This is a genomic window from Candidatus Planktophila versatilis (assembly GCF_002288345.1).
Lineage (GTDB): Bacteria > Actinomycetota > Actinomycetes > Nanopelagicales > Nanopelagicaceae > Planktophila > Planktophila versatilis_A.
On record NZ_CP016781.1, the window covers coordinates 698,176 to 724,506 of the forward strand.

24 protein-coding genes and 1 riboswitch are annotated in these 26,331 nt (G+C 49.9%); of the genes, 14 read left to right on the forward strand and 10 right to left on the reverse strand.

The features are described 5' to 3' along the window. The first annotated feature begins 4 nt into the window (after positions 1-4). Genes qcrC through qcrB form a run of 3 tightly spaced genes read left to right on the forward strand, consistent with a single transcriptional unit; the run spans position 5 to position 3,382 of the window. Positions 5-799: a cytochrome bc1 complex diheme cytochrome c subunit gene (qcrC, locus tag A1sIIB142_RS03545; protein WP_095693700.1), complete on the forward strand. Its 795-nt coding sequence runs from the start codon at positions 5-7 to the stop codon at positions 797-799. 4 nt (positions 800-803) lie between these two features. Next, positions 804-1,796 carry a cytochrome bc1 complex Rieske iron-sulfur subunit gene (gene qcrA, locus A1sIIB142_RS03550; protein ID WP_095693701.1) on the forward strand — a complete coding sequence of 331 codons (993 nt, stop codon included), beginning with the start codon at positions 804-806 and terminating at the stop codon, positions 1,794-1,796. After that, complete coding sequence (gene qcrB, locus A1sIIB142_RS03555; RefSeq protein WP_095693702.1) at positions 1,793-3,382, forward strand: cytochrome bc1 complex cytochrome b subunit; 1,590 nt, start codon at positions 1,793-1,795, stop codon at positions 3,380-3,382. The genes qcrA and qcrB overlap by 4 nt, the downstream gene beginning before the upstream one ends. Positions 3,383-3,393: 11 nt before the next feature. Here the strand turns inward: qcrB and A1sIIB142_RS03560 are convergent, their stop codons facing one another. The 4 genes from A1sIIB142_RS03560 to ctaC are packed head-to-tail and all read right to left on the reverse strand — an operon-like array spanning position 3,394 to position 7,124. Continuing rightward, a complete protein-coding gene (locus tag A1sIIB142_RS03560) occupies positions 3,394-4,257 on the reverse strand; it encodes a DMT family transporter (RefSeq protein ID WP_095693703.1) in 864 nt (287 codons plus the stop codon). Between the two features lie 31 nt (positions 4,258-4,288). Then, a complete protein-coding gene (locus A1sIIB142_RS03565; RefSeq protein ID WP_095693704.1) occupies positions 4,289-4,693 on the reverse strand; it encodes a cytochrome c oxidase subunit 4 in 405 nt (134 codons plus the stop codon). Positions 4,694-4,695: 2 nt separating this feature from the next. Next, positions 4,696-6,354: an aa3-type cytochrome oxidase subunit I gene (gene ctaD / locus A1sIIB142_RS03570; RefSeq protein WP_095693705.1), complete on the reverse strand. Its 1,659-nt coding sequence runs from the start codon at positions 6,352-6,354 to the stop codon at positions 4,696-4,698. After that, positions 6,351-7,124: an aa3-type cytochrome oxidase subunit II gene (gene ctaC, locus A1sIIB142_RS03575; RefSeq protein ID WP_095693706.1), complete on the reverse strand. Its 774-nt coding sequence runs from the start codon at positions 7,122-7,124 to the stop codon at positions 6,351-6,353. The genes ctaD and ctaC overlap by 4 nt, the downstream gene beginning before the upstream one ends. Positions 7,125-7,182: 58 nt before the next feature. On the opposite strand from ctaC, the gene A1sIIB142_RS03580 reads away from it, so the two are divergent. Then, entirely contained in the window at positions 7,183-8,214 is a 1,032-nt protein-coding gene (locus A1sIIB142_RS03580; protein WP_190283247.1) for an aminotransferase class V-fold PLP-dependent enzyme, read from the forward strand. Here the strand turns inward: A1sIIB142_RS03580 and A1sIIB142_RS03585 are convergent. Further along, positions 8,211-9,188, reverse strand: coding sequence for a carbohydrate kinase family protein (locus A1sIIB142_RS03585; RefSeq protein ID WP_095693708.1), 978 nt, complete (start codon positions 9,186-9,188; stop codon positions 8,211-8,213). The two genes, A1sIIB142_RS03580 and A1sIIB142_RS03585, sit on opposite strands and share 4 nt — an antisense overlap. 39 nt (positions 9,189-9,227) lie before the next feature. Beyond that, positions 9,228-9,590: an iron-sulfur cluster insertion protein ErpA gene (gene erpA / locus A1sIIB142_RS03590; RefSeq protein WP_095674890.1), complete on the reverse strand. Its 363-nt coding sequence runs from the start codon at positions 9,588-9,590 to the stop codon at positions 9,228-9,230. Between the two features lie 60 nt (positions 9,591-9,650). Here erpA and nadA point away from each other — a divergent pair, with 60 nt between their 5' ends. Both nadA and A1sIIB142_RS03600 read left to right on the forward strand, forming a co-directional pair. After that, positions 9,651-10,796 (forward strand): quinolinate synthase NadA, encoded by a 1,146-nt coding sequence (nadA, locus tag A1sIIB142_RS03595; protein ID WP_095694143.1) that lies wholly within the window; start codon positions 9,651-9,653, stop codon positions 10,794-10,796. 8 nt (positions 10,797-10,804) lie between these two features. Further along, entirely contained in the window at positions 10,805-11,335 is a 531-nt protein-coding gene (locus A1sIIB142_RS03600; protein WP_095693709.1) for a DUF3043 domain-containing protein, read from the forward strand. Positions 11,336-11,345: 10 nt separating this feature from the next. On the opposite strand, the gene A1sIIB142_RS03605 is transcribed toward A1sIIB142_RS03600, so the two are convergent. Then, positions 11,346-12,347 (reverse strand): aldo/keto reductase family protein, encoded by a 1,002-nt coding sequence (locus tag A1sIIB142_RS03605; RefSeq protein ID WP_095693710.1) that lies wholly within the window; start codon positions 12,345-12,347, stop codon positions 11,346-11,348. A gap of 63 nt (positions 12,348-12,410) precedes the next feature. Then, positions 12,411-12,571, forward strand: a riboswitch (adenosylcobalamin (AdoCbl) riboswitch). Positions 12,572-12,645: 74 nt separating this feature from the next. Here A1sIIB142_RS03605 and A1sIIB142_RS03610 point away from each other — a divergent pair. Genes A1sIIB142_RS03610 through A1sIIB142_RS03625 form a run of 4 tightly spaced genes read left to right on the forward strand, consistent with a single transcriptional unit; the run spans position 12,646 to position 16,417 of the window. Then, a complete protein-coding gene (locus tag A1sIIB142_RS03610; protein WP_095693711.1) occupies positions 12,646-13,182 on the forward strand; it encodes an SCO2322 family protein in 537 nt (178 codons plus the stop codon). 12 nt (positions 13,183-13,194) lie between these two features. Beyond that, entirely contained in the window at positions 13,195-13,938 is a 744-nt protein-coding gene (locus A1sIIB142_RS03615) for an energy-coupling factor transporter transmembrane component T family protein (RefSeq protein WP_095693712.1), read from the forward strand. Next, entirely contained in the window at positions 13,935-15,539 is a 1,605-nt protein-coding gene (locus A1sIIB142_RS03620) for an ABC transporter ATP-binding protein (RefSeq protein ID WP_095693713.1), read from the forward strand. Before A1sIIB142_RS03615 ends, A1sIIB142_RS03620 begins: the two co-directional genes overlap by 4 nt. Continuing rightward, positions 15,536-16,417, forward strand: a complete 882-nt coding sequence (locus A1sIIB142_RS03625; RefSeq protein WP_095693714.1) for an ECF transporter S component — start codon at positions 15,536-15,538, stop codon at positions 16,415-16,417. The genes A1sIIB142_RS03620 and A1sIIB142_RS03625 overlap by 4 nt, the downstream gene beginning before the upstream one ends. Here A1sIIB142_RS03625 and gcvT read toward each other — a convergent pair. Continuing rightward, entirely contained in the window at positions 16,323-17,411 is a 1,089-nt protein-coding gene (gene gcvT / locus A1sIIB142_RS03630) for a glycine cleavage system aminomethyltransferase GcvT (protein WP_095693715.1), read from the reverse strand. The genes A1sIIB142_RS03625 and gcvT overlap by 95 nt on opposite strands. 81 nt (positions 17,412-17,492) lie before the next feature. On the opposite strand from gcvT, the gene A1sIIB142_RS03635 reads away from it, so the two are divergent. The 4 genes from A1sIIB142_RS03635 (at position 17,493) to A1sIIB142_RS03650 (ending at position 23,036) form a co-directional block, all read left to right on the forward strand. Continuing rightward, entirely contained in the window at positions 17,493-18,992 is a 1,500-nt protein-coding gene (locus A1sIIB142_RS03635) for a leucyl aminopeptidase (RefSeq protein WP_095693716.1), read from the forward strand. A 92-nt stretch (positions 18,993-19,084) separates the two neighbouring features. Further along, entirely contained in the window at positions 19,085-20,452 is a 1,368-nt protein-coding gene (gene lpdA / locus A1sIIB142_RS03640) for a dihydrolipoyl dehydrogenase (RefSeq protein WP_095693717.1), read from the forward strand. A 19-nt stretch (positions 20,453-20,471) separates the two neighbouring features. Next, complete coding sequence (gene sucB, locus A1sIIB142_RS03645) at positions 20,472-22,142, forward strand: 2-oxoglutarate dehydrogenase, E2 component, dihydrolipoamide succinyltransferase (RefSeq protein WP_095693718.1); 1,671 nt, start codon at positions 20,472-20,474, stop codon at positions 22,140-22,142. 3 nt (positions 22,143-22,145) lie between these two features. Beyond that, a complete protein-coding gene (locus tag A1sIIB142_RS03650) occupies positions 22,146-23,036 on the forward strand; it encodes a TIGR01777 family oxidoreductase (protein ID WP_095693719.1) in 891 nt (296 codons plus the stop codon). On the opposite strand, the gene A1sIIB142_RS03655 is transcribed toward A1sIIB142_RS03650, so the two are convergent. Both A1sIIB142_RS03655 and A1sIIB142_RS03660 read right to left on the reverse strand, forming a co-directional pair. Next, positions 23,013-24,158 (reverse strand): NAD(P)/FAD-dependent oxidoreductase, encoded by a 1,146-nt coding sequence (locus A1sIIB142_RS03655; protein ID WP_095693720.1) that lies wholly within the window; start codon positions 24,156-24,158, stop codon positions 23,013-23,015. The two genes, A1sIIB142_RS03650 and A1sIIB142_RS03655, sit on opposite strands and share 24 nt — an antisense overlap. A 14-nt stretch (positions 24,159-24,172) precedes the next feature. Further along, positions 24,173-26,326, reverse strand: a complete 2,154-nt coding sequence (locus A1sIIB142_RS03660; protein WP_095693721.1) for an MMPL family transporter — start codon at positions 26,324-26,326, stop codon at positions 24,173-24,175. Between the last annotated feature and the right edge of the window lie 5 nt (positions 26,327-26,331).

The following is a 26,331-nucleotide window of genomic DNA, read 5'->3' on the forward strand; positions in this document are numbered from 1 at the left end:
CACTGTGAAGCGTCTTTCTCGGCTACGTAGACATCGAGCGACAGGTCCAATCCTGCTGATCTTTGCTCTCTTCACCATCGGCACCACCTTCCAAGTTGCCAGCGCCGTCGATGCCGAACAAACGACAACAATCGCAGCCCGCTCTGCTGCTATCGATGAAGGTCGTGAGATTTTCCTTAAGGGCTGTTCTTCTTGCCACGGACTTAACGCAGAAGGCGGCGAGATCGCTCCTTCGCTGATTGGAGTTGGCGCAGCATCAGTGGATTTCCAGGTAGCGACAGGGCGCATGCCGATGGGAGATATGAGCGTGCAAGCGATGCGAAAGGCTCCGGTATATAACGCCGAAGAGGTCTATGCACTCGCCATGTATGTCGCATCCCTTGCCCCCGGACCAGAAATTCCAACCGAGGAGATGTTGAACTACGAACGCGATGGTTCTACTGCTGAAGGTGGCGAACTATTTAGAACTAACTGCGCGATGTGTCACAACTTCGCAGCCCAAGGTGGCGCACTTACCCAAGGTAAATATGCACCCACTGTCATGGGAGTAGAACCTGTTCATATCTATGAAGCAATGATCACCGGTCCGCAATCAATGCCAGTATTTAGCGATAAGACAATTACACCTGAAGAAAAACTCTCCATGATTAAGTGGATCAAGGCCGCCGAAGCTGAACCTCAGTTGGGTGGAGCCGCCCTCGGTCGTGTTGGTCCAGTTACTGAAGGTTTGCTTGTGTGGACACTCGGAATCGGACTGCTTATTGGTGTTGCTGTCTGGTTAGCAGCGAAGGCGAGATAGATAGATGTCTAACGAGATAGAACTCATCAAAGATCCAGGTCTGCCAGCACATGTTCATCGCCGCGCAGATACTGACCCAAAGGCTGCAGCTCGTGCCGAGCGTCAGGTAGCAACGCTCTTTATTCTCTCCGCTCTCGGAACTGTCCTCCTGGTTTACTCATATCTCTTCGTCGATGAAGACATTTTCTTCTTCATTCCAGTTCTAGGAAATACCAATGCTCACCAGCTTGGCCTGGGAATGGGAATGGCTATCGCGCTCTTCTGTATTGGTGCAGGTTTGATTCACTGGGCCAAAACACTGATGCCTGATGAAGAAGTCATTGCCCAGCGTCATGAGTTTAAATCTGAAGATGAAGACCGGGAAGATTTTGTTAAGACTGTTAAAGCTGGCGCCGCCGCTGCCGGTCTTGGTCGCAGACCACTGATTAAGCGCACGCTAGGCGCAGCCCTTGGTCTCTCTGCTATCTCACCGGTGCTTCTACTAGGTGACCTCGGTCCACTACCTGGAAACAAACTTAAGACAACATCGTGGAAGAAGGGCACTCGCCTGGTCACTGATCCAGGTGATCGCCCGCTACGTCCGGAAGATCTGGAAGTAGGCGCAGTAGCTCAGACACTCCCAGCGATAGCACCTGGCGAGCACCGATCTTTAAATGACATTGGAAAAGATGCCGTACTACTTATCCGTCTTCGCCCGGAAGAATTTAATCTCGATGCCGAGCGACTTTCCTGGACCTATGAAGGAATTATTGCCTTTTCAAAGATCTGTTCTCATATGGGATGCGCGGTTGCCCTCTATGAGCAGCAGACAAAGCATCTGCTCTGCCCATGTCATCAATCAACATTCGATGTGACCCGCGCAGCAAAGGTAATATTCGGCCCAGCTGCTCGCCCACTTCCACAGTTGCCAATTACAATTGATGCTGAGGGTTACCTCGTGGCACAAGCACCATTTAATGAACCCGTCGGACCTAGTTTCTGGGAGCGCTCAAGATGACAGCACGCGAAAGAATCGCCGGTAACGTCGCAGGATATGTCGATGATCGCACAGGTGCGGCCAAGTGGATGAAGAAGAATCTCACCAAGGTCTTCCCCGACCACTGGTCATTCTTGCTCGGTGAAATCTGTCTCTACTCTTTCGTCATTCTGCTTCTCTCCGGAACCTTCCTTACATTTTGGTTTGATCCATCAATGCGCGAAGTCGTCTATGAGGGTTCCTACGAACCGTTGCAAGGCTTAGAGATGTCAGCGGCCTACGCATCTACTCTTGATATTTCATTTGAAGTTCGTGGCGGATTACTCATGCGCCAGATTCACCACTGGGCCGCACTCATATTTATGGTGGGAATTGTCGTGCACTTGATGCGCGTCTACTTCACCGGCGCATTCCGTAAGCCTCGTGAATTTAACTGGATTATCGGAGTTGGACTTCTCACTCTTGGAATCGTGGAAGGCTTCTTGGGTTACTCACTTCCCGATGATCTTCTCTCCGGTACTGGTATCCGCATCGCGGAGGCAATTATTCAAGCCCTTCCTGTAGTTGGCTCATACCTTGCCTTCTTCGCCTTCGGCGGCGAATTTCCGGGTGTCGCTTTCATCCCACGTATCTATACCGTGCACGTGCTCTTGCTTCCAGGAATCTTCCTGGCACTCATCACTGTTCACTTAATGCTTGTTTGGTACCAGAAGCACACCCAGTTCCCAGGCCCGGGTCGCACTGAGAAGAACGTTGTTGGTTATCCACTGATGCCGGTCTATATGGCTAAAGCTGGCGGATTCTTCTTCATTGTCTTTGGCGTTACCGCTTTTCTTGGTGCGGTCGCATCGATTAACCCCATCTGGTTATACGGCCCCTACACGCCAGGACAAGTCTCGGCCGGCTCCCAACCCGATTGGTATATGGGTTGGCTAGATGGACTTGTGCGTATGGCTCCCCCAATCGAGACAGTCACCTTCGGATACACAATCTCATGGAATATTTTGATTCCAGGTCTTATCTTGCCGGGCATCATGTTCACCGCCCTTGCGCTCTATCCATTTATTGAGAGCTGGGCAACCGGAGATAAGCGCGAGCATCATCTGCTTGATCGCCCGCGTAATGCACCTACTCGCACCGCTATTGGCGCGATGGCTCTGACCTTCACTCTTGTATGTCTTCTTAACGGTGGTAACGACATCATTGCCACAACATTTGATCTCACCATTAACCAGATGATGTGGTTCTCTCGTATTGGTGTAATTGTTTTGCCACCACTGGCTTACGTCATTACCAAGCGCCTATGTCTTTCACTACAACGCGCTGATCGCGATCTCGTTCTGCACGGACGCGAAACCGGACGCCTGGTCCGCATGCCAAATGGTGAGTTCACTGAAATTCATGAGCCAATATCGGCTGAAAAGGCCTGGCTGCTTACTTCCCACGAGCAACTAGCACCACTTGAACTTCCGGAGCTAGACGGCGGCGGAGTTCGCAGGCCAGGGGCAATCAAGAACAAGATTCGTAATCGGATCTCACGCTCGATGGCAACTGCGGTGCCAAAGGCAACTGAGTCAGAGCGTAAGGAACTTGAAGGTCATCACTAACAAATAAGAAGCTAGTTCTGTAGTACTAAGGCAACGCCCAGCGTGGTCATCGCGATTCCGATGAACCCCAGGGCGTTGATCTTTTCCCCAAAGAGAATATAGGTCTCTAGCACTGCAATCGGTGGCACGAGATAAAACAAGGATGAAACCTTGGCAGCCGAACCGCGATTGAGCAGCCAGAAGAGCAAGAGCACTGCCGCAATTGATGTGACAAGCACCGCCCAAAGCATTGCAAATAAGCCGGTCTGCGTGAGGTGGAATTCAGTCTTACCTAGCGCAACAGAGAGAATCAGCAGAACTACGCCAGAGACTGCGAACTGATAGGTGGTACCAATTAAAAGCGGAATTGCGTGACCAATTTTCTTCTGCATCAAGGTCGCAACCGTGCTTCCCAAGAGTGCTAGGACCAGTAGCCCGAGTGATGTTGTCGTAAAGTGCGATGTGCCAGAGAGCTTTGGTAAGACGACAAGAAAGACTCCGATGAATCCCAGTACTAAACCAATTACCTGCTTTCTAGTTAAGGGTTCACTCAATAATCGAATGGCGATCAGGGAGACCAGCACCGGCTGCATACTTGTAATCACTGAAGATAGGCCTGCTGGTGCTCCCAAGCTGATGGAATACCAAACTCCCGCTAAATACATACCGTGAAGAGTGATTCCAATTGCTAGTGATGCCAGAAAATCACTCCGTGAAAGTTTTAATGGGGCTCGAAAAATAAACGCCAGCAGCAGCAGAATGAGTGCGGCTAGAAGTAATCTGATTGCCAGAAAATAGAGCGGATCCCCTGATGAAAATGCATACTTTGAAACTGGAAAGCCTGAGCTCCAGATCAGGACGAAGATCCAGGGCGCGAGTGCTACCAGCTTTCGCACTTTATCCTGGCAGCAGCTTCGCTAGTGATTCTTAGTGATTGCTACTGGTCAGTGGCTTTTCGTACTCAGTGACCATACCGATGATGCTGATAATGAGCGCACCTAGCGCAATCAGGGTGAGCCACCATCCGATAATCAGACCAAGACTCATAGCTGTTGCACTTAAGGCAACCGGAAGTGGCCACCATGAGTGCGGGCTATAGAAACCAAGTTCACCGGCATCATCTGCTATTTCAGCATCGACATTATCTGAAGGAATATCAAAGCCAATTCGCTTCTGCGTAAACCAGATATAAAAGCCAACCATGCCCGCTAAACATGCTGCCAGGATCATGCCGGTAATACCAACGGCTTCGCCACCGACGTAGTAATAAACCACCGACATAATCACATAGAAAATAGAGAGTCCGGTAAAGAGCTGCCAATTAGCCTTCATGCTTAGTGACCTTCTGTCTTAATGTGAGGGTGGTGTAAATCAAATGCTGGTCGTTCAGAGCGAATACGTGGCATTGAAGTGAAGTTATGGCGTGGTGGTGGACACGATGTTGCCCACTCAAGGGAGGAGCCATAGCCCCAAGGATCATCGACTTCAACCTTTGGTGAATTACGAGTAATCCAAACATTGACGAAGAACGGAATCATGGAAAGAGCCAGCAAGAATGAACCAACCGTTGAAATCATATTCATCTCGGTAAAGCCATCGGTTGCTAAGAAGTCGGCATAGCGACGAGGGAAGCCCTTAATACCTAACCAGTGCTGAATCAGGAAGGTGAGGTGAAAGCCAAAGAAGAGAGTCCAGAAGTGAATCTTGCCTAGTCGTTCATTGAGCATGCGTCCGGTCATCTTTGGCCACCAGAAGTAGAAGCCAGCGAACATGGCAAAGACCACAGTTCCGAATAACACATAGTGGAAGTGCGCAACCACGAAGTAAGAAGCAGAGACAGCGAAATCAAGTGGTGGTGAAGCCAGGATGATTCCGGTGATTCCGCCGAAGAGGAATGTGACGAGGAATCCCATGACCCAGAGCATCGGTGTTTCAAAGGTGACATGGCCGCGCCACATGGTTCCGATCCAGTTAAAGAACTTCACACCGGTGGGGACACCGATAAGGAATGTCATAAATGAGAAGAATGGCAAGAGCACTTTTCCACTAGCAAACATGTGGTGTGCCCACACTGCAACCGAGAGCGCTGAAATAGCGATAGTTGCAGCAATCAAACCTTTATAACCAAAGATTGGTTTACGACTAAAGACCGGCAAGATTTCAGTTGCGATTCCAAAGAATGGCAGCGCCAAGATATAGACCTCAGGATGACCAAAGAACCAGAACAAGTGCTGCCATAACATGGCTCCGCCGTTTGCCGGATCAAAGATATGTGTTCCGTAAAGTCGATCTGATTCAAGTCCAAAGAGTGCTGCGGCCAATGGTGGGAAGGCAAGCAGAACGAGAATTGAAGTTAAGAGAACGTTCCAGGAGAAGATGGACATGCGGAACATCGTCATTCCAGGTGCGCGCATCGTAAAGATTGTTGTAATGAAGTTAACGCCGCCGAGGATTGTGCCAAGGCCTGAGATAGCAAGACCCATTACCCAGAGGTCGCCACCAATTCCAGGAGAGTAGGTTGAGTTAGCAAGAGGTGCGTAGGCAGTCCAACCAAATGATGCCGCTCCCCCGGGAGTTAAGAAACCGGCAACGGCTTGAATTGAACCAAAGAGAAAGAGCCAATAAGAAAGCATATTAAGACGAGGGAAGGCAACATCTGCCGCTCCGATTTGTAGCGGCATGATGACGTTTGCAAAACCAACAAAGAGCGGTGTGGCAAACATCAGCAACATGATCGTTCCGTGCATGGTGAAGATCTGGTTGTACTGCTCCACACTAATGAACTGCATTCCTGGGCGGGCAAGCTCGATGCGGATGAGAAGAGCTAGAACTCCGGCAAAGAGGAACCAGAAGAATGAGGTTGCTAGGTAGAGATAACCAATGCGTTTGTGATCTGTTGACGTGATTGTCTTTACGAACTGAGAGCCTAAGGATGTCTTTTGGACTCCCTGGCGCGGAGCTGCAATCGTTGGACGTTCTGCATACGTGGTCATGCTGCGCTCGCCTTCAGTGAGTCTAGATACTTCTGATAATTCTCTGGTGAAACTACCTTCACCTTAAAGAGCATTTGTGAATGGTTTCGCCCGCACAAGATGTTGCATCGACCCGGGAACTCACCAATCTTGTTGGCAGTAAATTGCAAGTGGTTCGTCTCTCCCGGCAAGTTCTGCATCTGAATCATGAAAGCCGGAATCCAGAAACCGTGCACTACATCGTTGGCATTTAAAGTAAAGCGCACGCTCTCACCCTTTGGAAGATAGAGAGTCGGTGGTTGTGCCGGTGTGCCGGTAACTACTGCATCCTCTCCTGCTTCTGGATATGAGAACTGCCAAGACCATTGGAAGCCATCAACTGAAATTTCATGCTTGACCGGTGTTGTTTTATCAACAATCTTATTCTCTTTTATTACGGTGAAGTAGAAGAGCACTGCCACGATAATGAAGGGAATAACGGTGTATAGAATTTCAACTGGAACGTTGTACTGAGTCTGCTTCGGAAATTCACCTTTACTAGCGTTAGCTCTATGAAAAACAGCTGGCCAGAGAATTAAAATCAGAGTGAAGACTCCAACTACTCCGGCCGCAATCCATGAGCCCTGCCAGAGCGAGAGTGAAATGTCATTGACGCTAGAGACTCCCTTAGGAAAGCCCATTCCAGAAACATTGTTCAGATCAAATGAGCAACCGCTGAGGAGAAATAGCGCCGGGAGTATCGCCGCCGATACTCGGAGTGGGCGCCAGTTGCGTGGTGCGTCTAAAGACATGGGTTAAGGATAGTGGCGAGAAGTGCATGCGCCCATTCGAGGCAGTAGCGTTCATCCGGTGGTACGTGTCACAGGAAACTTCACATCAGAGTCGCCTCTAGCCGAGGTAGTTCGTAGCGCCCTGCTGGCCGCCTTTGACCAAGGATGGGCTGATCCGAAGAAACTTTCGCAGTCATCGGCCCGAGCGGCAATTCTGGGAAATCAAGCCCTGGAAAATATCGCTGCGAAATTGAAGGTGCCGGCGGACTCATTGGAAGTCCTTGGCGAACCCGCTCTTGGCCACTACTTGGCTATCGCAGGCCTGCTTCGAGATGACCTTGCCTTTGCATATTCGGCTACCGATAAAGGAAAAATCAGAGCGATAGCACGATCTCATCGTGAAGCCATTACGGAATTACAGGTCGATGATCAGGGATCGATTAACTCTGCTCAAATTCCACAGAATTCAGTGCTCTCATTGCAATTAGCCAATGGTGAAACTGGCATTGTGCAGGACTCACAGAGACTTGCCGGGCTATCGAATTTCGTAGCCGTCGATGCAACATCTTCTGGCCCCAGAATTGCCCTACCTGATCATTGGGATACCGCACTCTTTGATGCCCGTTCTTGGTATGGCCCTGGCGGGTTAGCAATTCTTGCGATCAAGAACAAAACCCAATTCGCATATCCGCTGCCTCATATTGCTCCAATCAAATCACCGGGAACATTTTCGCTGCCCTTGCTGATAGCCGCATCTGTTGCACTGGAGAACTTCACTTCCGAAGAGGCCACACTTCGTGAGTTCGCACTCACAGCATTAGCTGCAATTCCTGGTGTGCGCGTGGTCGCCCCACAAGCACCTGCTACTACTAACGTTTTCTCCATCATCGTCTCTGGCTTTAATGGAGAGCATTTGGTGCGCGAGCTAGCCGCGCGCTCACTTGATGTGGATTCAGGTTCTGCCTGCTCCCCCGCAGATCTACAGCCCAGCCATGTACTGGCCGCAATGGGTTATCCGACCGATGGACATCTGCTCATCACCTTAAAATCTGGGATGACCCACGCAGATATTCAAGCTTTAGTAAGCGCGATTTCTGAGATTACTTCTTAAGCGGGAAGGTGGCTGGCAATTTCCCTAGCCGCTCTATCTCCATAAGCCTCGGTGAAGCGAGTAAGAAATTCAGCGCTGGTAAATCGATATTCCTGAGTACCAGTAGTTTCAATCACATAGGTAGCAATCATTGAACCAAGTTGGGCGCACCGCTCATGCGATAGTCCCCACGCAAGTCCGGCAACGAAGCCAGATCTAAAGGAATCACCGACACCTGTTGGATCTACTTTTGCCTTCTCTTTGGCGCATCCGACTTTAATGAAAGTTCCATCAATACTTTCAACCCGGGCGCCATCTGAACCCAATGTGACAATCCGATATTTCACTCGCTGCAGAATTTCGTGATCACTCCACCCAGTCTTTTGAATTGCAAGTGCCAACTCATATTCATTCATAAATAGGTAGGTAGCGCCATCGATAAGTTTCTTGATTTCTTCACCGTTCATGCGCGCCATTTGCTGGGAGGGATCAGCGGCCACCGCGATGCCCATCGCAATTGCCACCTCGGTATGGCGCAGCATCGCCTCCGGATCATCTGGGGAAACAACCAGGATGTCGAGTTTTCCTACCTTGTCGATGATTGGCTTTAGCTCAATGTTGCGAGCCTCTGACATGGCACCGGGAAAGAAGGATGCAATCTGGTTTAACTCGGTATCAGTTGTGACTGTGAAGTGAGCAGTATGTTGCTCGGTAGAAACTAGTGCGTGTGATGTGTCCACGCCATGGCGTGTGAGCCAGGCATCGTAATCAGCAAAATCTTTACCTACTGCAGCAATCAAGATTGGGTTAAGTCCCAGAACTCCAAGGCCGAAAGCGATATTGGCGGCGCATCCACCGCGGCGGACATCGAGACCATCAACAAGGAATGAGAGCGAGACTTTTTCAAGTGAACCGGCGACCAGTGAATCTGTGAACTTGCCCGGAAAGGTCATCAGGTGATCTAGACCAACAGAACCTGCAACGCCAATTTTCATGGGCGCAATCTATCGAGAGATTCGCGTTAAAAGGTGGGGTTAGTTAAATGAATCGCCGCATGCGCATGAACCTTGCGCATTTGGATTATCAATGGTGAAGCCCTGCTTTTCGATTGTGTCTACAAAATCAATTGAGGCGCCCATCAAATATGGATCACTCATCTTGTCTACGACAACTTTGACGCTACCGAATTCACGAGCGATATCGCCATCTTGTGCGCGATCATCGAAGTAGAGCTGGTACTTAAGACCAGAGCAACCACCTGGTTGCACCGCCACACGAAGATAGAGGTCATCGCGACCTTCTTGAGCCAAAAGGGCTGAAACCTTTGCGGCCGCGACATCGGTAAGTGTGATGCCAGTTGTTAACTCGACAGGAGTTGAAGTCATTTCAGTAGTCATGTGGCTAAGAATACTCGCGCCGGGTTGCCGTGGCGAACCGAAAGAGATGACAATACTCCCGTGTCTTTCTCACTCTCAGATCTGCTCGTCTTAGGCCAAGGTACAGACCTGGCCTCCGAACGGGGTGTCTCCTGCTCGGGTGAGTTACCGGCAGCAAGTGACCCCACCTTAGTTGAGCGAGCGATAGCTGCCCGAGCCACACTAGGTGATCGAGCCCTCATTCTTGGTCATCACTACCAACGCGATGAAGTGATTCGCTTTGCCGATATCACTGGTGATTCATTTAAGCTCGCGCAAGCCGCCGCCGAACAAAGTTCGGCAGAGTTCATATTTTTCTGTGGTGTGCATTTCATGGCCGAAAGTGCCGACATTCTCACTACCGAAAAGCAGAGAGTCATTCTTCCAGACCTAGCTGCTGGTTGCTCGATGGCAGATATGGCCACCGCTAATCAAGTGGATCAATGTTGGAAAGATCTTGAGAAGTTAGGTGTTGCCTCCCGCACGACGCCGGTGACATATATGAATTCATCGGCTGCCATCAAGAGTTTCACCGGCGAACATGGCGGAACTATTTGCACCTCATCAAATGCGCAGAAATCACTTGAATGGGCTTTTGCTAAATCTGAGAAAGTCTTGTTTATGCCGGACCAACATTTAGGGCGCAACACTGCGGTGTTATCACTTGGCTTATCGTTAGAGGATTGCGTGCTCTGGAATCCATGGAAACCCATGGGTGGCCTTACTGAAGATCAAATTCATGGGGCGAAGATGATTCTTTGGCGTGGACACTGTTCAGTTCATGGCCGCTTTTCACTCGATTCAATTCATGAGGTGCGTGCGCGGATTCCTGGCGTGCAAGTAATCGTGCATCCCGAATGCCAATATGAGGTTGTCTCGGCGGCGGATGTTGTAGGAAGTACTGAAAAAATTATTCAGATTGTTTCGCAATCAGCTCCTGGCAGTAAATGGGCGGTCGGTACCGAGTTGAACTTAGTCTCTAGGCTGGCTGCCAATAATCCAGATAAGGAAGTCGTCTTTCTGGATAAGACGGTCTGCTACTGCTCAACCATGAATCGAATCGACCTGCCGCACCTGGTCTGGTCGATGGAGTCCATCATTGCCGGCCACATCGTTAATAAGATTAAGGTCGATCCACGCGTAGCAAAGTATGCAAAGTTGGCTCTAGAACAGATGCTCGCTCTATAGTTGCGCTCATGACTGAATCAACTGACGATAAAAAAGGTCGCCCTACTCCTAAGCGCAAAGAGGCCGAAGCTGCACGCAAAGTTTCTTCACTCGCCCCCGCATCTACTAAGGCAGAGAAGGCTCGCGCTAAAGAAGCATCACGCGCCGCACGTGTAGCGCAGCGCGCTGCATATCTTCGCGGAGATGAGAGCGCACTTCCTGCGCGCGATAAGGGGCCGGTTAAGAAATTTGTTCGTAACTATGTTGATGCCCGTCGCTCAGTGGGCGAATATTTCTTGCCGATTATCTTCGTCGTTCTAGTTCTGACCCTGATTCCATCTAGGATCTTTCAGCTCGGCAGTATCTTCATTATGTACGCGGTACTTCTCACCTCAGTAGTTGATGGATTCTTCTTAAGCCGCACTTTGAAGAAGGTAGTCACCGAGAAGTTCCCAGGCGCTGAGCTCAAAGGAATTGGAATGTATGGCTGGCTTCGATCCACTCAGATGCGCAGAATGCGCACGCCAAAGCCAGCAATCAAACGCGGAGATTCTTTCTAAACTTCTTTACCTAAGCGCGAGGTCTTGGAGTTTTATCTTGATCGGCTCTGCGTTCCGGTAAATCCCCTAGGATTTTATCGATAGTTGCCATGACATCGAGTGAGAGCTTTACTCCAGCTGCTTTAACATTCTCTTTCACCTGACCCGGTTTAGTAGCACCCATGATTGCAGAAGAGACATTCACGTTCTGCAATACCCAGGCCAGCGCAAGCTGAGAAGTAGTTAAGTCATGATCTGCCGCTATCGGTTTCAGATTTTGCACAGCAACCAGAATTTCATCTTTCATAAAGGCTGAGATAAAACCTGCCCCGCTCTTCTTATCTGTTGCCCTGGAGCCAGCCGGGGGTTTCACACCCGGCAGATACTTGCCAGTGAGAACTCCTTGCGCCATCGGTGACCAAACAATCTGACCAATCCCCTCTTTCTTTGAAAGCGGAACAACTTCGGCTTCAATCACTCGCCAGAGCGCAGAATATTGCGGTTGGCTGGAGACAAATCGGTTATATCCACGTGCATCTTGAATCGCAAGTGCCTGGGCTATCTGTGGCGCGGTCCATTCCGAGAAGCCGATGTAGTGAACTTTCCCCTGGCGAATCAGATCATCAAAGGCGCTTAAGGTTTCCTCTAGCGGTGTTTCCACATCAAATCGATGTGCCTGATAAAGATCGATGTAATCAGTTTTTAGACGTTTGAGTGAAGCGTTGCAAGATTCCATAATGTGTTTACGAGAGAGTCCACGGTCATTTTTTCCAGGTCCAGTTGGCCAGTAAACCTTGGTAAGTAATTCGTATGATTCACGCCGAACGCCCTTGAGCGCTTTACCTAGAATAACTTCTGCCTTTGTTCCAGCGTAGACATCGGCGGTATCAAATGTTGTGATGCCGCAATCGAGAGCCGCCTTCACACATTTTGCAGCTGCTTCAGATTCAACTTGGGATCCATGGGTAACCCAGTTTCCATATGAAATCTCTGAGACATACATTCCTGAACTTCCGAGGCGTCTATATTCCATATGGCGCACCTTATGTCCTTGCGTGGCTAGTTGCCAAGGGTCACCTCATGTGGTTTTCTTCGACCACAACTAAATAGATATCTCCGTGGGGGAAGTTCGGTGCAAATCCGACGCTGACCCGCAACCGTAAGAGCAGAAGCCTTAACTTCTAATCAAGTCGGATTACCCACCTAGATATTTGCATTAGACCAACACCCGCCGAGGTTTGCGGGGTGTAGTCCAACAGTTACTAGGCGATATTTGCCTACTGCTTGCGAGCTACCCCTGTGAGACTCTCTAACACAGGAGACTCCAGTACATGAAGCACAGTAAAACAGCATCACTCATCGCGATCATCTTGATCGCTTCCCAAGTGATTTCCATGGCACCATCCAATGCAGCTACTAAGGGCTACCGCTATTGGGGTTACTTCCAAGCAGCACCAGGTGCCACCACGTGGACTGCGGCAATGACCGGACCCACTGTTGATATCAAAGATGGCGCAGTTGAAGGATGGTCGTTCGTATTTAGTAACGATGACATTCCATCGGTAGCACCTTCTGTGAAGCCTAATTTCACAGCTATCTGTGGAAATACAAAGGCTGTTTCTGGCAAGAAGCGCATTGGACTCGTTATTGACTTTGGAAACAAGGCATACGCGCCTGCAGGTGAAATGGTGCAAAAGACGATCACCCGCTGTGTCACCACTGCGATGAGCTCACAAGGTATCGATGTCCTAGGCCAAGTAGTCAAAGTCCGCGCAGCTAAATCAGGACTCATCTGCGGGTTTAACGGATATCCAAAGAAGGAATGTGGCGTGGAGATCAAAACTCCAGCCGCACTTCTCAAGAAGTAGTTAGCAACATTTATGACTAAACCGCTACACCCACTGACTATGTGGGTCTGGTCGCTGATTCTCGCAATTGGAATCGTGGCTTTAGATAACGCCTGGGTGGCACTTGCCACTGTGGGTGTAGCGGCATTAGTTGTCTACCTACGAAGAGATGGTTCGCCTTGGAATGCCACGTTCTGGTGGTCTCTTCGAATCGGAGCTTTCATCATCGCAATCCGCGCACTCATAGGAGTACTCATTGGAGTTCCGATTCCAGGAACCGAACTCTTTCGCATTCCAATCCTAGATTTACCATCCTGGATGCCCGGAATCCGAATTGGTGGCGCAGTAACACTGGAACGACTTTCATCATCGGTTCACGAAGGTGTCATCATCGCCACCATGATTGCTCTCTTCGGAGCAGCATCTGCTCTGACTAGTCCACATAAATTGCTCCGAGTTTTGCCGGTATTCATCTATGAAATTGGAATCACCCTTGTGATTGCCACCTCTGTCTTTCCACAACTTGCACAGAGTGTGAAACGAATAAGAAGGGCGCAACAGATGAGAGGCATCGATAAAGTGTCGCTGCGCTCTATCGCCCTGCCATTACTGGAGGAAACCCTCACTCGCTCTTTGCAGCTGGCGCAATCGATGGATTCACGCGGTTATGGTGTGAGTAGAAAGAGATCTCGCTATCGCCCGGCACCGTGGCTTGCTCGTGATTTTTACTTTGTGATAACAGCTGTGGCCGCGGCAACTGTGATGGTCGCATCATGATTACCTTTTCCAATGTCTCACTGATCTATCCGCACTCGACCAAGACAATCCTGGAAGATCTCACTTGCCAGATCGCTGAAGGTGAAATGGTCTTAGTCATGGGCCAGACCGGATCTGGAAAATCTTCACTCTTGCGTCTTATCAATGGACTTGTCCCTCATCACACAGGTGGAATCCTGGCCGGAGACATTACAGTCGATGGAATTTCCACTCGAGAGGTAAAGCCAGGTTCCCTCGCTCACTTGGTTGGAATTGTTGGACAGAACCCCATCAATGGATTTGTAACAGATATCGTCGAAGAAGAGATTGCCTTTGGCATGGAAGCTCTCAATTTCGCACCTGATGTGATGCGAAAGCGGGTCGAGGAAGTCCTTGATTTACTCAGCCTAAACTCGGTTCGCAATCGAGCAATCAGTTCGCTCAGCGGTGGTGAACAGCAGCGCGTGGCTATTGCTTCAGCGCTGGTAATGCATCCGAAGGTACTGGTTCTTGATGAACCGACTAGTGCCCTAGACCCGATAGCAGCTGAGGAGGTGCTCTCAGTCCTGCATCGCCTCGTGCACGATCTCAGCGTCACTGTCATTATTGCTGAGCATCGTTTGGAACGAGTGATTCAATTTGTTGATCGCATCATCTATATCGAAAGTGACGGCGAGACATCCATTGGTAGCGCCGAAGAGATACTTGAAAAATCAACTCTTGTTCCACCGATTATCCGACTTGCCCGCGCGCTGAACTTAAGTGAATTTGGAACGAGCGTGCGAGAAGTGCGCCGGCTTACAACTGAAGTCAGAAATATCGATACCCAGACGGTGGCGCAGCCACGACCGTCAACTTCACCAGTAATCGAAGTGGACTCACTTCAGATTCAATATGGCAGCGATGTTGCACTGCATAAAATTTCTACCGTTATCGGCCAAGGCGAGATTGTTGCTCTGATGGGGCGCAATGGGGCCGGTAAGAGTTCGCTTCTTGAAGCCATTGTGGGAGTACTAAAACCCAATGCTGGTTCGGTGCGGGTTTACGGTGGCGATCCGGCTGAGCTGGCAGGAAGTAAACGACGAGAAACGATTGGTTATGTTCCACAAGAGCCGGCCGATTTACTCTATGGCCAAAGCGTGCAAGGCGAGTGTGCACAAGCCGATACCCAAGCTGGCCTTAACCCAGGCACCACACTCACATTCTTAAACAGACTTGTTCCAGCAATATCTGAACATGCACATCCCCACGATCTATCCGAAGGACAGCGGTTAGCACTTGTTCTGAGCATTGTGCTCTCTGGAAATCCGAAACTTCTCATTCTTGATGAGCCCACTCGAGGTTTGGATTATCAAGCCAAAGCACTCTTCACACTTGCACTCAAAGAGTATGCCAAAACACTTAATAACCCTGTTCTACTTGCCACACACGATGTTGAACTTGTTGCCGAGTTAGCTGACCGAGTTATTTTCTTAGCAGAAGGTGAAATAGTTGCCGACGGTTCTACCCTCGACGTCTTACTTAGTTCGCCCGCTTTTGCCCCGCAAGTTGCCAAGATCATGTCCCCGCAACCATGGCTCACAGTTGATCATGTGGTCGCAGCGTTAGCAGCAAGCTCATGAAAACTAGGAACATTCTCATCTTCTCGAAGCTACAGTTCTTGGTGCTAGCTGCAACGAGTACGGTGGGACTACTTGGATTCTGCTGGCCATTTCTAATCTCCACTCAGGTTTCGCATCCGCAATGGATATTTCTCTGTGCTACTCCACTTGCACTAGCGCTCTTTCTGATCAGTGTCAGTAATGGTTCACTCGATGCGAAATCAGTTGCCCTCCTTGCTCTGCTTTCCGCGTTAGTTGCCGCCCTGCGTCCACTAGGAACGGGTGCGGTGGGCCTTGAACCTATGTGGTTTCTCTTGATCTTAAGTGCTCGAGTTTTTGGCCCATCATTTGGCTTTCTTCTCGGAGCACTTTCCATGTTGCTATCAGCGCTCATCACTGGCGGCACCGGACCGTGGCTGGCATATCAATGTTTTGCCGCTGCCTGGATTGGACTTGGTGTCGGGTTACTCCCCCGCAAGGTGCGCGGGAAGAAAGAGATTGCACTTCTTGTGCTCTATGGAATTCTTGCCGCCGAATTCTTCGGAATCGCCATGGATCTGCAATTTTGGCCGTGGTATTTGGGAGTCGATTCCCAACTTTCATTTACTGCCGGTGCACCGATATCTGCAAACCTGAACAATTTTTTAAGTTACCACTTCTTATCTGCCATGGCCTGGGATATTCCCCGTGCGATATTCACTTCAGTTCTGATTATTCTGACGGGGGCACCTGTACTTGGAGCGCTGCGACGTGCTCATACGCGCGCTGCATTTCTCTCACCAATTGAATTTAGAAATTTAACGACTAGCGAACGTGCGATGGGGAAAATGGCAACGAAGCTACAGTTGCCGAAGATGTGCGACCTCGCACATCTATCACTACTTCATCACCTTCGCTAAACCCTGAATCAATCAGTGCCAGTGCAATCCCAGCCTTCAGTGATGGCGAGAAAGTTCCGCTTGTAACAACTCCTACCTCCGCACCTTGCATATCCTTCACAACCATTCCCGCGCGCGGAATCCCGCGGTCATTTGATCTCAGGGCGCGCAGTTTGCGAACAGTGCCTTCTTCGCGCTCGGCACGTAGCGCTGTGGCGCCACGAAAATCTGCTTTCTTCCATCCGATTGCCCATCCCGCACTGGCCTGAACTGGTGTGATCTCTAGTGTGAGTTCATGACCGTGTAATGGATAACCCATCTCCGTGCGCAAGGTATCTCGGGCTCCTAGTCCGCATACCTCGCCATCGAATGCTTTCATCGCTTGCACTAGGACATCCCACACAACTTCGGCATCATCCCAACGTGGAACGATTTCATATCCATGTTCACCGGTGTAACCAGTTCGGCAGAGAATTACATCGCAACCACCAATCATGACATGAGCAAAAGCCATGTAATCCATCGTCGGATTAACTCCCAAGCTTTCAATCACTGCCTGTGCATCAGGACCTTGCAGCGCTAACACCCCAAACTCTTCATGAAGATTGGTGACCGAAATTCCCTGTGGCACTTGGGATTGCAGAACGCGAACAACATCGGCTGTATTTGATGCATTTGGGATCAAAAAGAAATCCTCATCACTATTCTTATAGGCAATTAGGTCATCAACAACTCCACCATCATCGTTGCAAAGCAGCGTGTATTGGGCCTTGCCTTGCGTGATCCGACTCAGATCATTGGTAAACATCAGATTAAGAAATTCCAGCGACCCTGGTCCGCTCACACTGGCTTTACCAAGATGGGAAACGTCAAATAACCCAACCCGCTCGCGCACCGCCTTATGCTCAGCAAGAACACCAGCTCCGGGGTATTCAATCGGCATCAACCAACCACCAAAGTCGGCCATCTTGGCTTGGCGCTGGATATGTTTCTGATGCAATGGTGAGTTTTTCACGATGACAACTTACACTTACCCGACATCTGAACTCTGTATCGCCATCACGAAAACTGGGCGAGAGAATCGAAGGAGCAATTAATGACAACCATCCGCCTCACCGACGGAATCGTAAAAGACGATGTGCTGGTTGTTGGTCTCGCGTCAAAAGTTGGAAAGAGTGCCAAGGCTTCATTTCAGATTGAATCTGGTGACCTGCCCTTTGACACCAAACCTCTACTTCAGGCCCTCAGTGATTTAGGTGCAACAGGAAAGGCCGATGAAGTAATCAAAGTTGCCGGCATCACAACTCGCTTGATTATCTTTACTGGACTCGGAAAAGTTTCATCATCTTATGACTCTGAAGTACTGCGCCGCGCAGCTGGCGCCGCCGCTCGCTCGCTAGCCGGACATGCCAGTGCCACTTTCGCACTGCCTGCCAAGGATCTGCGCAGCCTGAGTGCTATTGCAGAAGGTGCTGGACTTGGAAGCTACCTCTTTGATTCATTTAGAGGCTCTACTAAGGATGCTCAAAAGTCGCCCCTAAAAAACATCACACTTTTTTCACTTCTAGCCCCAACACCTGCGGCAAAGGATGCTGCTCACTCGGCGGAAGTGATTGCTACTTATACGCATCTGGTGCGCGATTTAATCAATACTCCTCCAAGTCATCTCACACCGGAAAGTTTCTGCGCCGCAATCAACGATGCGGTCAAGGTTGCTGGTGGCACATCTGTGGGGCTAAAAGTCTCGGTGATGAACGAATCGCAATTGAAATCTAAAGGCTTCGGTGGAATTACCGCTGTCGGTCAGGGATCAGTTAATCCACCGCGGCTACTGAACATCACCTACGCCCCGAAGGGTGCAACACCGCAAAAGAAATATGCCTTCGTCGGAAAAGGAATTACCTTCGACACCGGTGGACTCGCGCTCAAGCCTGCCCTCGGCATGGAGGCGATGAAGTCAGATATGAGTGGAGCTGCGGCGGTGTGCGCAGCAACAATTGCTATCGCTTTACTTAAGTTACCGGTAGCTATCGAAACCTGGGCGCCCCTTGCTGAAAATATGGTCAGTGAGAATGCGACCAGACCCAGTGATGTCATCACTATCTATGGCGGTAAAACTGTGGAAGTTCTCAACCCTGATGCAGAGGGTCGTTTAGTACTGGCGGATGCACTTGTAAAAGCACAGGAAACAAGTGACCTAGATGGAATCATCGATGTTGCAACTCTTACTGGCGCCCAAGTTGTTGCACTCGGTACTCGCACCAGTGCGGTCATGACTAACAGCGAAGATTTCTCAGCTACCTTTTTGAGAGCAACAGAGATCGCTGGTGAATCTTTCTGGCCGATGCCACTTCCGGTTGAGTTACGTGCATCACTTGACTCCCCTGTCGCCGATATGGCCAATATCGGAGATCGCATGGGCGGCATGCTTGTTGCCGGTCTATTTCTTAAGGAGTTTGTCAGCGAAGATCTTCCATGGCTACATCTAGATATTGCAGGCCCAGCATTTAACGAAGGTGCACCCCATGGCTACACCCCCGTGGGAGGCACAGGTATCGCCCTACGCTCTTTGGTCGAGTTGGCGCGAAGCCAGTAGTCACTTTCTCGCGATTTAGCCTTAGGCGGCTAAGGCTGGCAAGATAACCCCTGTTAGAAGCTAGAGTTGAGCAGCCCTAAAGGAGTCAATCTGTGTCGAATTTTGATCTTGTAGTTCTTGGTGGAGGCAGCGGCGGTTATGCAGCAGCCCTTCGAGGTGCCCAACTCGGTTTAACCGTGGCACTGATCGAGAAGGACAAGGTTGGCGGTACTTGTTTACACCGCGGATGTATTCCAACCAAGGCGCTACTTCACGCAGGTGAGGTTGCAGATAGCGCTCGTGAGTCATCTCAATTTGGAGTCAATGCAACATTTAACTCCATCGATATGGGCGGAGTGAACTCCTATAAGGATGGCGTCATTGCCGGTCTCTATAAAGGGCTACAAGGTCTCGTCAAATCTCGCGGGATCACCTACGTTGAAGGAACTGGACGTCTAGTTTCAAATAACACAGTTGATGTGAATGGAACTCAGTACGTCGGAAAAAATATTGTTCTAGCTACCGGATCCTATGCGCGCACGCTGCCTGGCTTAGATATCGATGGCAAGCAGGTCATCACATCCGATCATGGCACCGCAATGGATTATGTTCCTAAGAGCGTCATCGTTCTTGGTGGTGGCGTTATCGGTTGCGAGTTTGCATCGGTCTGGAAATCATTCGGTTCTGAGGTCACAATCATTGAAGGTCTACCGCATTTAGTTGCGCTAGAAGATGAGTCCTCCAGCAAGTTACTTGAGCGCGCTTTTCGCAAACGTGGAATCAACTTTGAACTTGGAACGCGATTTAAATCCCATCGCGTTGATTCCAAGGGAGTAACGGTCACTTTAGAAGATGGTCGTGAATTCACTGCTGATGTTCTTCTCGTCTCAGTTGGCCGTGGGCCTGTCACCGATGGGATTGGCTACCAAGAAGTCGGTATCGCAATGGATCGCGGATACATCACAGTTGATGACCACTGCCGCACAAATATTCCAGGCATCTTCGCAGTAGGAGACATCATTCCTACCTTGCAGTTAGCACATGTTGGATTCCAAGAGGGAATTCTTGTTGCCGAAACAATTGCTGGACTGAATCCTCGACCAATTAATTACGATGGCGTTCCACGAGTTACTTATTCCGAGCCAGAAGTTGCCTCCGTTGGTCTCTCAACCAAGGTTGCCAAGGAACGCGGACACGATGTGGTGGAACTCGACTACAACTTAGCCGGTAATGGCAAGGCACAGATTCTTAAGACTGCCGGATCCATCAAACTTGTGGCACAAAAGAATGGGCCAATTTTAGGAATTCACATGGTGGGAGCTCGCGTCGGTGAACTTCTTGCAGAAGCACAATTAATCTTTAACTGGGAAGCAACTGCAGATGATGTTGCTCCTCTTCTACATGCACACCCAACAATGTCAGAGGCGATGGGCGAAGCTCATATGGCTCTGGCAGGCAAACCACTTCACTCGCACGGTTAAGTAAGAGGAGAAAATAACTATGTCATTCTCAGTCACAATGCCAGCTCTCGGAGAGAGCGTCACTGAAGGCACCGTCACTCGTTGGCTTAAGAATGAAGGCGACGTCGTTGCAGTTGATGAGCCACTCCTTGAAGTTTCGACGGACAAGGTTGATACCGAGATTCCATCACCTGCTGCAGGCGTTCTATCAAAGATTGTTGTTGGCGTAGATCAGACCGTTGCAGTTGGAGCTGAGTTAGCGGTCATTGCACAAGCTGGCGCAAGCACACCGGCACCTGTTGCCGCAGCACCTGTTGCCGCAGCACCTGTTGCCGCAGCACCTGTTGCAGCACCAACTGTTGCAGCACCAACTCCTCCTCCGGTTGCAGCACCTGTTGCTGCCAGTGGTAGCGGAACAGTGATTTCCATGCCAGCACTCGGTGAATCGGTGAGTGAAGGAACTGTCACACGTTGGCTTAAGAACATTGGTGATGCGGTTGCAGTTGATGAAGCACTCCTTGAAGTTTCGACAGATAAAGTCGATACCGAGATTCCATCTCCTGTCGCAGGAGTTTTGTTAGCAATCGATGTAGCGGTGGATACAACTGTTGCAGTCGGTGCACGTCTAGGACTCATTGGTGTTCAAGGTGGCGCACCAGCACCAGTTGCGACTCCAGCACCTGTTGCACCTGCCCCAGTTGCTGCGGCCCCGGCACCAGTTGCTGCACCTGTTGCAGCACCTTTTCCGCCAACACCTGTTGCACCTGCTCCTGTCTCACAACCAACAGATGCCTATGTCACTCCTATTGTTCGCAAACTCGCTAACGATCTCGGGGTAAACCTGGCATCGGTTAAGGGAACCGGTATCGGCGGAAGAATTCGTAAGGAAGATATTGAAGCCCTTGCTCCGAAGAACGCTCCTGCTGCGCCAGCTTCAGTAGCACCTGCTGCTTCGGCGCCAGTGAAAGCAGCAGCGCCAGTTGCCGCATCGCCTCTTCGCGGAACAACCGTGACTATGTCTCGCCTGCGTAAAGTTATTGCAGCTCGCATGGTTGAATCACTACAAGTATCAGCACAATTGACCACTGTGGTTGAAGTGGATGTCACCAAGATTGCCCGCTTGCGTGATAAATCAAAGGCAACATTTGAAGCACGTGAAGGCGTCAAGCTCTCATTCCTTCCGTTCTTTGCGGTGGCAGTATGTGAAGCCCTGAAGCAACATCCGGTATTGAACTCATCTGTCGAAGGTGACCAGATTATTTATCATGGTGCAGAGCATCTAGCTATTGCCGTTGATACCGATCGCGGTCTTTTGGTTCCAGTTATCCATAATGCGGGTGATCTCAATATGGGTGGCGTTGCCCGGAAGATTGCAGATCTTGCTGCGCGTACTCGCGATAACAAGGTCACTCCAAATGAACTAGGTGGCGGAACATTTACAATCACTAACACCGGTTCACGTGGCGCGCTCTTTGATACCCCGATCATTAACCAACCACAGGTTGCGATCCTTGGACTAGGCGCAGTTGTGAAACGTCCAATGGTGGTTAAGGGTGAAGATGGTGGCGAAACTATTGCGATTCGCTCCATGGTCTATCTTGGACTTTCCTATGATCACCGAGTTGTTGACGGCGCAGATGCGGCTCGCTTCTTGGTAACACTCAAAGAGCGGCTAGAAGGTGGTTCCTTCGAAGCAGATCTAGGTCTCTAATTGATGTCAGTTCCGCAACGCATTGCAATCACTGGCGCTTCCGGTCTTATCGGAACCGCACTGGTTGGTCATCTTAAAAGTGAAGGCCACACTGTGCAGCGCCTTGTGCGCCGGGCCGTTGTTGCACCTGATGAAATTCAGTGGGATCCAAAGACTGGGTATGTAGATATCGAAGCCCTACGTGGTGTCGATGCGGTGATTCACTTGGCCGGAGTTGGCGTTGGCGATAAGCGTTGGAGCAAGAAGTATAAGTCGGAAATCCTTAACTCACGTCTGCTTGGAACGACTGCGATTGCAAATGCTGTAAGCGAAGTGAAACCACAAGTCTTCATATCAGCCAGTGCTATTGGTTGGTATGGCGAATCAGGAAACCGCGCGGTTGTTGAAAGTGATCGCGTGGGCGATGATTTCCTGGCTGCCGTCTGCCGCGAGTGGGAAGGTGCTGCAGATCTTGCAACGGGTGTGCGCACCGTAAAGATTCGCACCGGTCTCGTTCTTGATCCAACTGGCGGCGCACTAGGAAAGATGTTGCCACTGTTTCGTCTAGGTCTGGGTGGAAAACTTGGTTCAGGTAAACAATGGTGGTCTTGGATTACCTTGCACGATCTCATCAACGCAATCACTTTTATTCTAGAAAAACCAATATCTGGTCCGGTCAACCTCACCTCACCGAATCCTGTGACCAATCAAGAATTCACATCAGCACTTGCTCGCGCAATGCACCGCCCAGCACTCTTTCCAGCACCTGCCTTTGCGCTAAAGATCGCACTCGGTGGTTTCTCAAGTGAAGTCCTCGGAAGCAAGAAGGTAACTCCGCAGGCTTTAACCGAAGCTGGCTTTACCTGGGATTACCCACACATCACAACTGCACTAACGGCCCTGATCGAGGAGTAACTCCTGCGCCGCAAGGCGACCTGACAAAAGCGCACCATTTTGTGAAGGTGCCGTCCTGTAATCCCCCGCCACATAGATGTTCTGCGAAAATTGTGATGATGCTGCGCTTTGATTACCAATTGCGAAAATTGGTAGCGACTTTGGAATGTCATATTTAGCGATCAGGGACCATCCGCCTGTGTGTGCTCCCCACATCAGAGCCAGATGTCTTCGTACCTCGGACTCTGAAGCGAAATCTAGCGTCGTACTAGCCAGCAGAGATTTTCCATCTGGTGCATATGTAGAAATCAAGTTGGATAGGACAATGGAGTTCACTACCGGGCCCCGGTGCTCACCATCAATAAGCAGGCGCGCAGATCCGGTGAATTCTTGGGGTACTTCGTAGTACCAAGTCGTACTACCGGCCAATTTGGGCACATTTGCAATATCAAGTAATTGCGCAGCCGTCGTGAGATCTGTTGCAACGATAACCTGCTGATTATCAAATTGCGATAACGAGTCGATTCGGTGGTTCAGCTCAATTTTATGAACACGAGTAGCAAGTGCAGCTGGAAGTGCCCCCACCCCCTTACGAGGAAGCCCGGGCTTTCCAGAAATGAACGATGTAATCAATCCTTTTCCAATTACTGCATTCACCGATGCCGGTGATGTCAAAAAGACGCCGGAGAGAAATGGTTTGAGCACTCGTGAATAAAGAATTCCTAGATGGCTTAGTTCTTCTTCGACAGATTTCGCTGCATCAGCTGTGCGCAAGAGATAGGCAACCAAGCCAAGCTTCTGAATTAAGGTTCCAGTTGCCGGATTCAAACTAGCGAACGGATTACTACGCGGGTCTCCGAGCGCGATCCTTTTCTCTCCCACGCACACATCGACAGTGCGTGGTGCGAAGATGAAATCCAATTCATCAACTACTCCGAGTCGAAGGAGCTCTGGGTATTTGGCATTGATGAGCTGAAAGCCGCGATCAAGTGTGAACCCGTCGATGTAATCTGTCGCTACCCGGCCCCCCACGCGATCACTACCGTCGTAGATAACAACCTCACGTCCAGCCTCTTGCAAGGTAAGTGCAGCGCTGAGCCCGGCAAGGCCAGCCCCGATTACGGCAACAGGTTTATCGGACACGAAGTGATTATGGCTTACTTATTTTGCAGTTTTGAAGGCCACCAGATTTTTGGTCCAATTTCATGAACTAGCGCCGGCACCAATATTGATCGAACGATAATGGTGTCAAGCAGTACTCCAAATGCGACGGCAAAGCCGAGTTGCGCAAGTGGAACCAGTGGCAGCAAGCCAAGGACTGCAAAAGTAGCAGCGAGCACAATTCCAGCAGATGTAATCACGGCGCCTGTGACGGTCACACCTTTAATAACTCCGGCACGAGTTCCAATCTTTGTCGACTCTTCCCGCACACGCGTCATGAGGAAGATGTTGTAGTCAATGCCAAGAGCTACCAGGAAGATGAAGGCGAAGAGTGGGAATGAATTATCTCCGCCGGCGAAACCAAATACATGGTTAAAGACAAGTGCGCATACCCCCAAGGTTGCAAAGTATGAGAGAACTACAGTTCCAAGAAGAACTACTGCACTAAGAATAGATCGCAGGAGAAGTCCCAAGATGATGGTGATAACAATCAAGATGATTGGAATAATTGTCTTGTTATCACGATCATTTGCCTGACGTACGTCGTAATACACCGCACTGGTTCCACCCACTAAAGCGGTGGGATCTGCCGCCTTAGCGAGTCGGCGAATCTCAGGAACATCATTACCCGCTTCAACGCTATCCGGTGCCTTATTCAGGGTCAGATTCAATATCGCCCTATTGTTCACAATCTTTACCGCCGGCAGTGGTTGACCTGGAACCGGGAAGCCATCTAATTGTGGAGAGACATCTGTTACACCAGGGGCGTTCCTGACCGCATCCGTTACCGCTTGAATTTTATCGGCACTGACGACAACCTGTGTGGGGTCACCTTGACCGCCCGGGAAGTGCTTCTCCAATAGTTTTTGACCAACTACTGATTCAGGATTTCCGGTAAATGAATCTACCGTTCCTAATCCATCGGTTTTCAGAGTTGTCGAAGCAAATGCAAAGAGCAGGAGAATCGCTCCAGTGACTACCCATGATCTGCGTGGATTGCGCCCGATGGAGTTTCCCACCTTGGACCACATGCCCTCCAGCACATGATCATCACCATCATTATGTGGAACTCGTGGCCAGAATAACCAGCGACCAAAGATCAGCATAAGAGCTGGTAGCAACGTCAAAATCGTGAACATCGAAACAACAATTCCAATTGCTCCGATAGGACCAAGGCTTGCTGTATTGGTTAACTGGCTAAAGAGAAGAACCATCAGCGAGATTGCAACGGTGGAACCGGAAGCCAAGATTGGTTCCCACACGCCTTTATAGGCAGCACGCATTGCATCAAAGCGATTTTCATGATGATGCAACTCTTCTCGGTAACGAGCAATCAAGAGCAGCGCGTAATCCGTTGCCGCACCAATCACTAGAACAGAGAGAATTCCCTGCGACTGTCCATCAACATCGATAATGTCATTTTTTGCTAACAGATAGATGATTCCACCCGCGGTGGAAAGTGCGAAGAGCGATGAAAGTAAAGGAATGATCCAAAGGATTGGTGATCGATAGACGAAGATCAGAATTACAGCTACCACGCCAAGTGTTGCCAAGAGTAGGACTGAATCGATTGCGCCAAAGGCTTTAAAGAGATCACCAAGTAACCCAGCTGGTCCTGTTACGTAATGAGTGACACCGTTGGCCTCTGCAAATTCCTTGACGTCCTCTCGAAGGGCCTCAACAATTGCTGGCAAAACAGGCTCGTCATTGGGAAGAACTTGGCCGATAGCATTTCCATCTAGTGGAACATTTGCCAAAATAGCTTCACCATCTTCAGCTGGGAAAACAGTGATGACCTGATCTGGAGCTAGGTAATCCGAGATTTTCTTATCTGTTTCACCCAGAGTGAGACCACCGACGCCAAGCATGTGCTCATTAATCTTTGCGATACTTTCTTGAGTTGTCTTGCCTTCAAAGAGAACCAGAGCTGGCAAATTGAAAGAGTCTTCCCCTGAAAAAGTTTGAATAACTTCAGATGCCTGTGTGGCTTCTGCACCCTTTGGCAAGAACGAAGAGTTGTTATTCTCTTGGACTGAGGTCAGTTTGCCGAAGAGCGGTCCGAAGACGCCCGCGATGACGAACCAGATAATGACGACGAGCATTGCAAGAGCAAAAGGCTTGCGAGATTTGCGGGCAGCGTTGATAGACATAGAGA

Excerpts from the sequence above, each read along its gene's own strand:
- qcrA (WP_095693701.1), top strand. The coding sequence starts at position 804 with ATGTCTAACGAGATAGAACTCATCAAAGATCCAGGTCTGCCAGCACAT.
- qcrB (WP_095693702.1), top strand. The coding sequence starts at position 1,793 with ATGACAGCACGCGAAAGAATCGCCGGTAACGTCGCAGGATATGTCGAT.
- A1sIIB142_RS03565 (WP_095693704.1), bottom strand. The coding sequence starts at position 4,693 with ATGAAGGCTAATTGGCAGCTCTTTACCGGACTCTCTATTTTCTATGTG.
- ctaD (WP_095693705.1), bottom strand. The coding sequence starts at position 6,354 with ATGACCACGTATGCAGAACGTCCAACGATTGCAGCTCCGCGCCAGGGA.
- ctaC (WP_095693706.1), bottom strand. The coding sequence starts at position 7,124 with ATGTCTTTAGACGCACCACGCAACTGGCGCCCACTCCGAGTATCGGCG.
- A1sIIB142_RS03585 (WP_095693708.1), bottom strand. The coding sequence starts at position 9,188 with ATGAAAATTGGCGTTGCAGGTTCTGTTGGTCTAGATCACCTGATGACC.
- erpA (WP_095674890.1), bottom strand. The coding sequence starts at position 9,590 with ATGACTACTGAAATGACTTCAACTCCTGTCGAGTTAACAACTGGCATC.
- A1sIIB142_RS03600 (WP_095693709.1), top strand. The coding sequence starts at position 10,805 with ATGACTGAATCAACTGACGATAAAAAAGGTCGCCCTACTCCTAAGCGC.
- A1sIIB142_RS03605 (WP_095693710.1), bottom strand. The coding sequence starts at position 12,347 with ATGGAATATAGACGCCTCGGAAGTTCAGGAATGTATGTCTCAGAGATT.
- A1sIIB142_RS03610 (WP_095693711.1), top strand. The coding sequence starts at position 12,646 with ATGAAGCACAGTAAAACAGCATCACTCATCGCGATCATCTTGATCGCT.
- A1sIIB142_RS03615 (WP_095693712.1), top strand. The coding sequence starts at position 13,195 with ATGACTAAACCGCTACACCCACTGACTATGTGGGTCTGGTCGCTGATT.
- A1sIIB142_RS03620 (WP_095693713.1), top strand. The coding sequence starts at position 13,935 with ATGATTACCTTTTCCAATGTCTCACTGATCTATCCGCACTCGACCAAG.
- A1sIIB142_RS03625 (WP_095693714.1), top strand. The coding sequence starts at position 15,536 with ATGAAAACTAGGAACATTCTCATCTTCTCGAAGCTACAGTTCTTGGTG.
- A1sIIB142_RS03635 (WP_095693716.1), top strand. The coding sequence starts at position 17,493 with ATGACAACCATCCGCCTCACCGACGGAATCGTAAAAGACGATGTGCTG.
- sucB (WP_095693718.1), top strand. The coding sequence starts at position 20,472 with ATGTCATTCTCAGTCACAATGCCAGCTCTCGGAGAGAGCGTCACTGAA.
- A1sIIB142_RS03650 (WP_095693719.1), top strand. The coding sequence starts at position 22,146 with ATGTCAGTTCCGCAACGCATTGCAATCACTGGCGCTTCCGGTCTTATC.
- A1sIIB142_RS03660 (WP_095693721.1), bottom strand. The coding sequence starts at position 26,326 with ATGTCTATCAACGCTGCCCGCAAATCTCGCAAGCCTTTTGCTCTTGCA.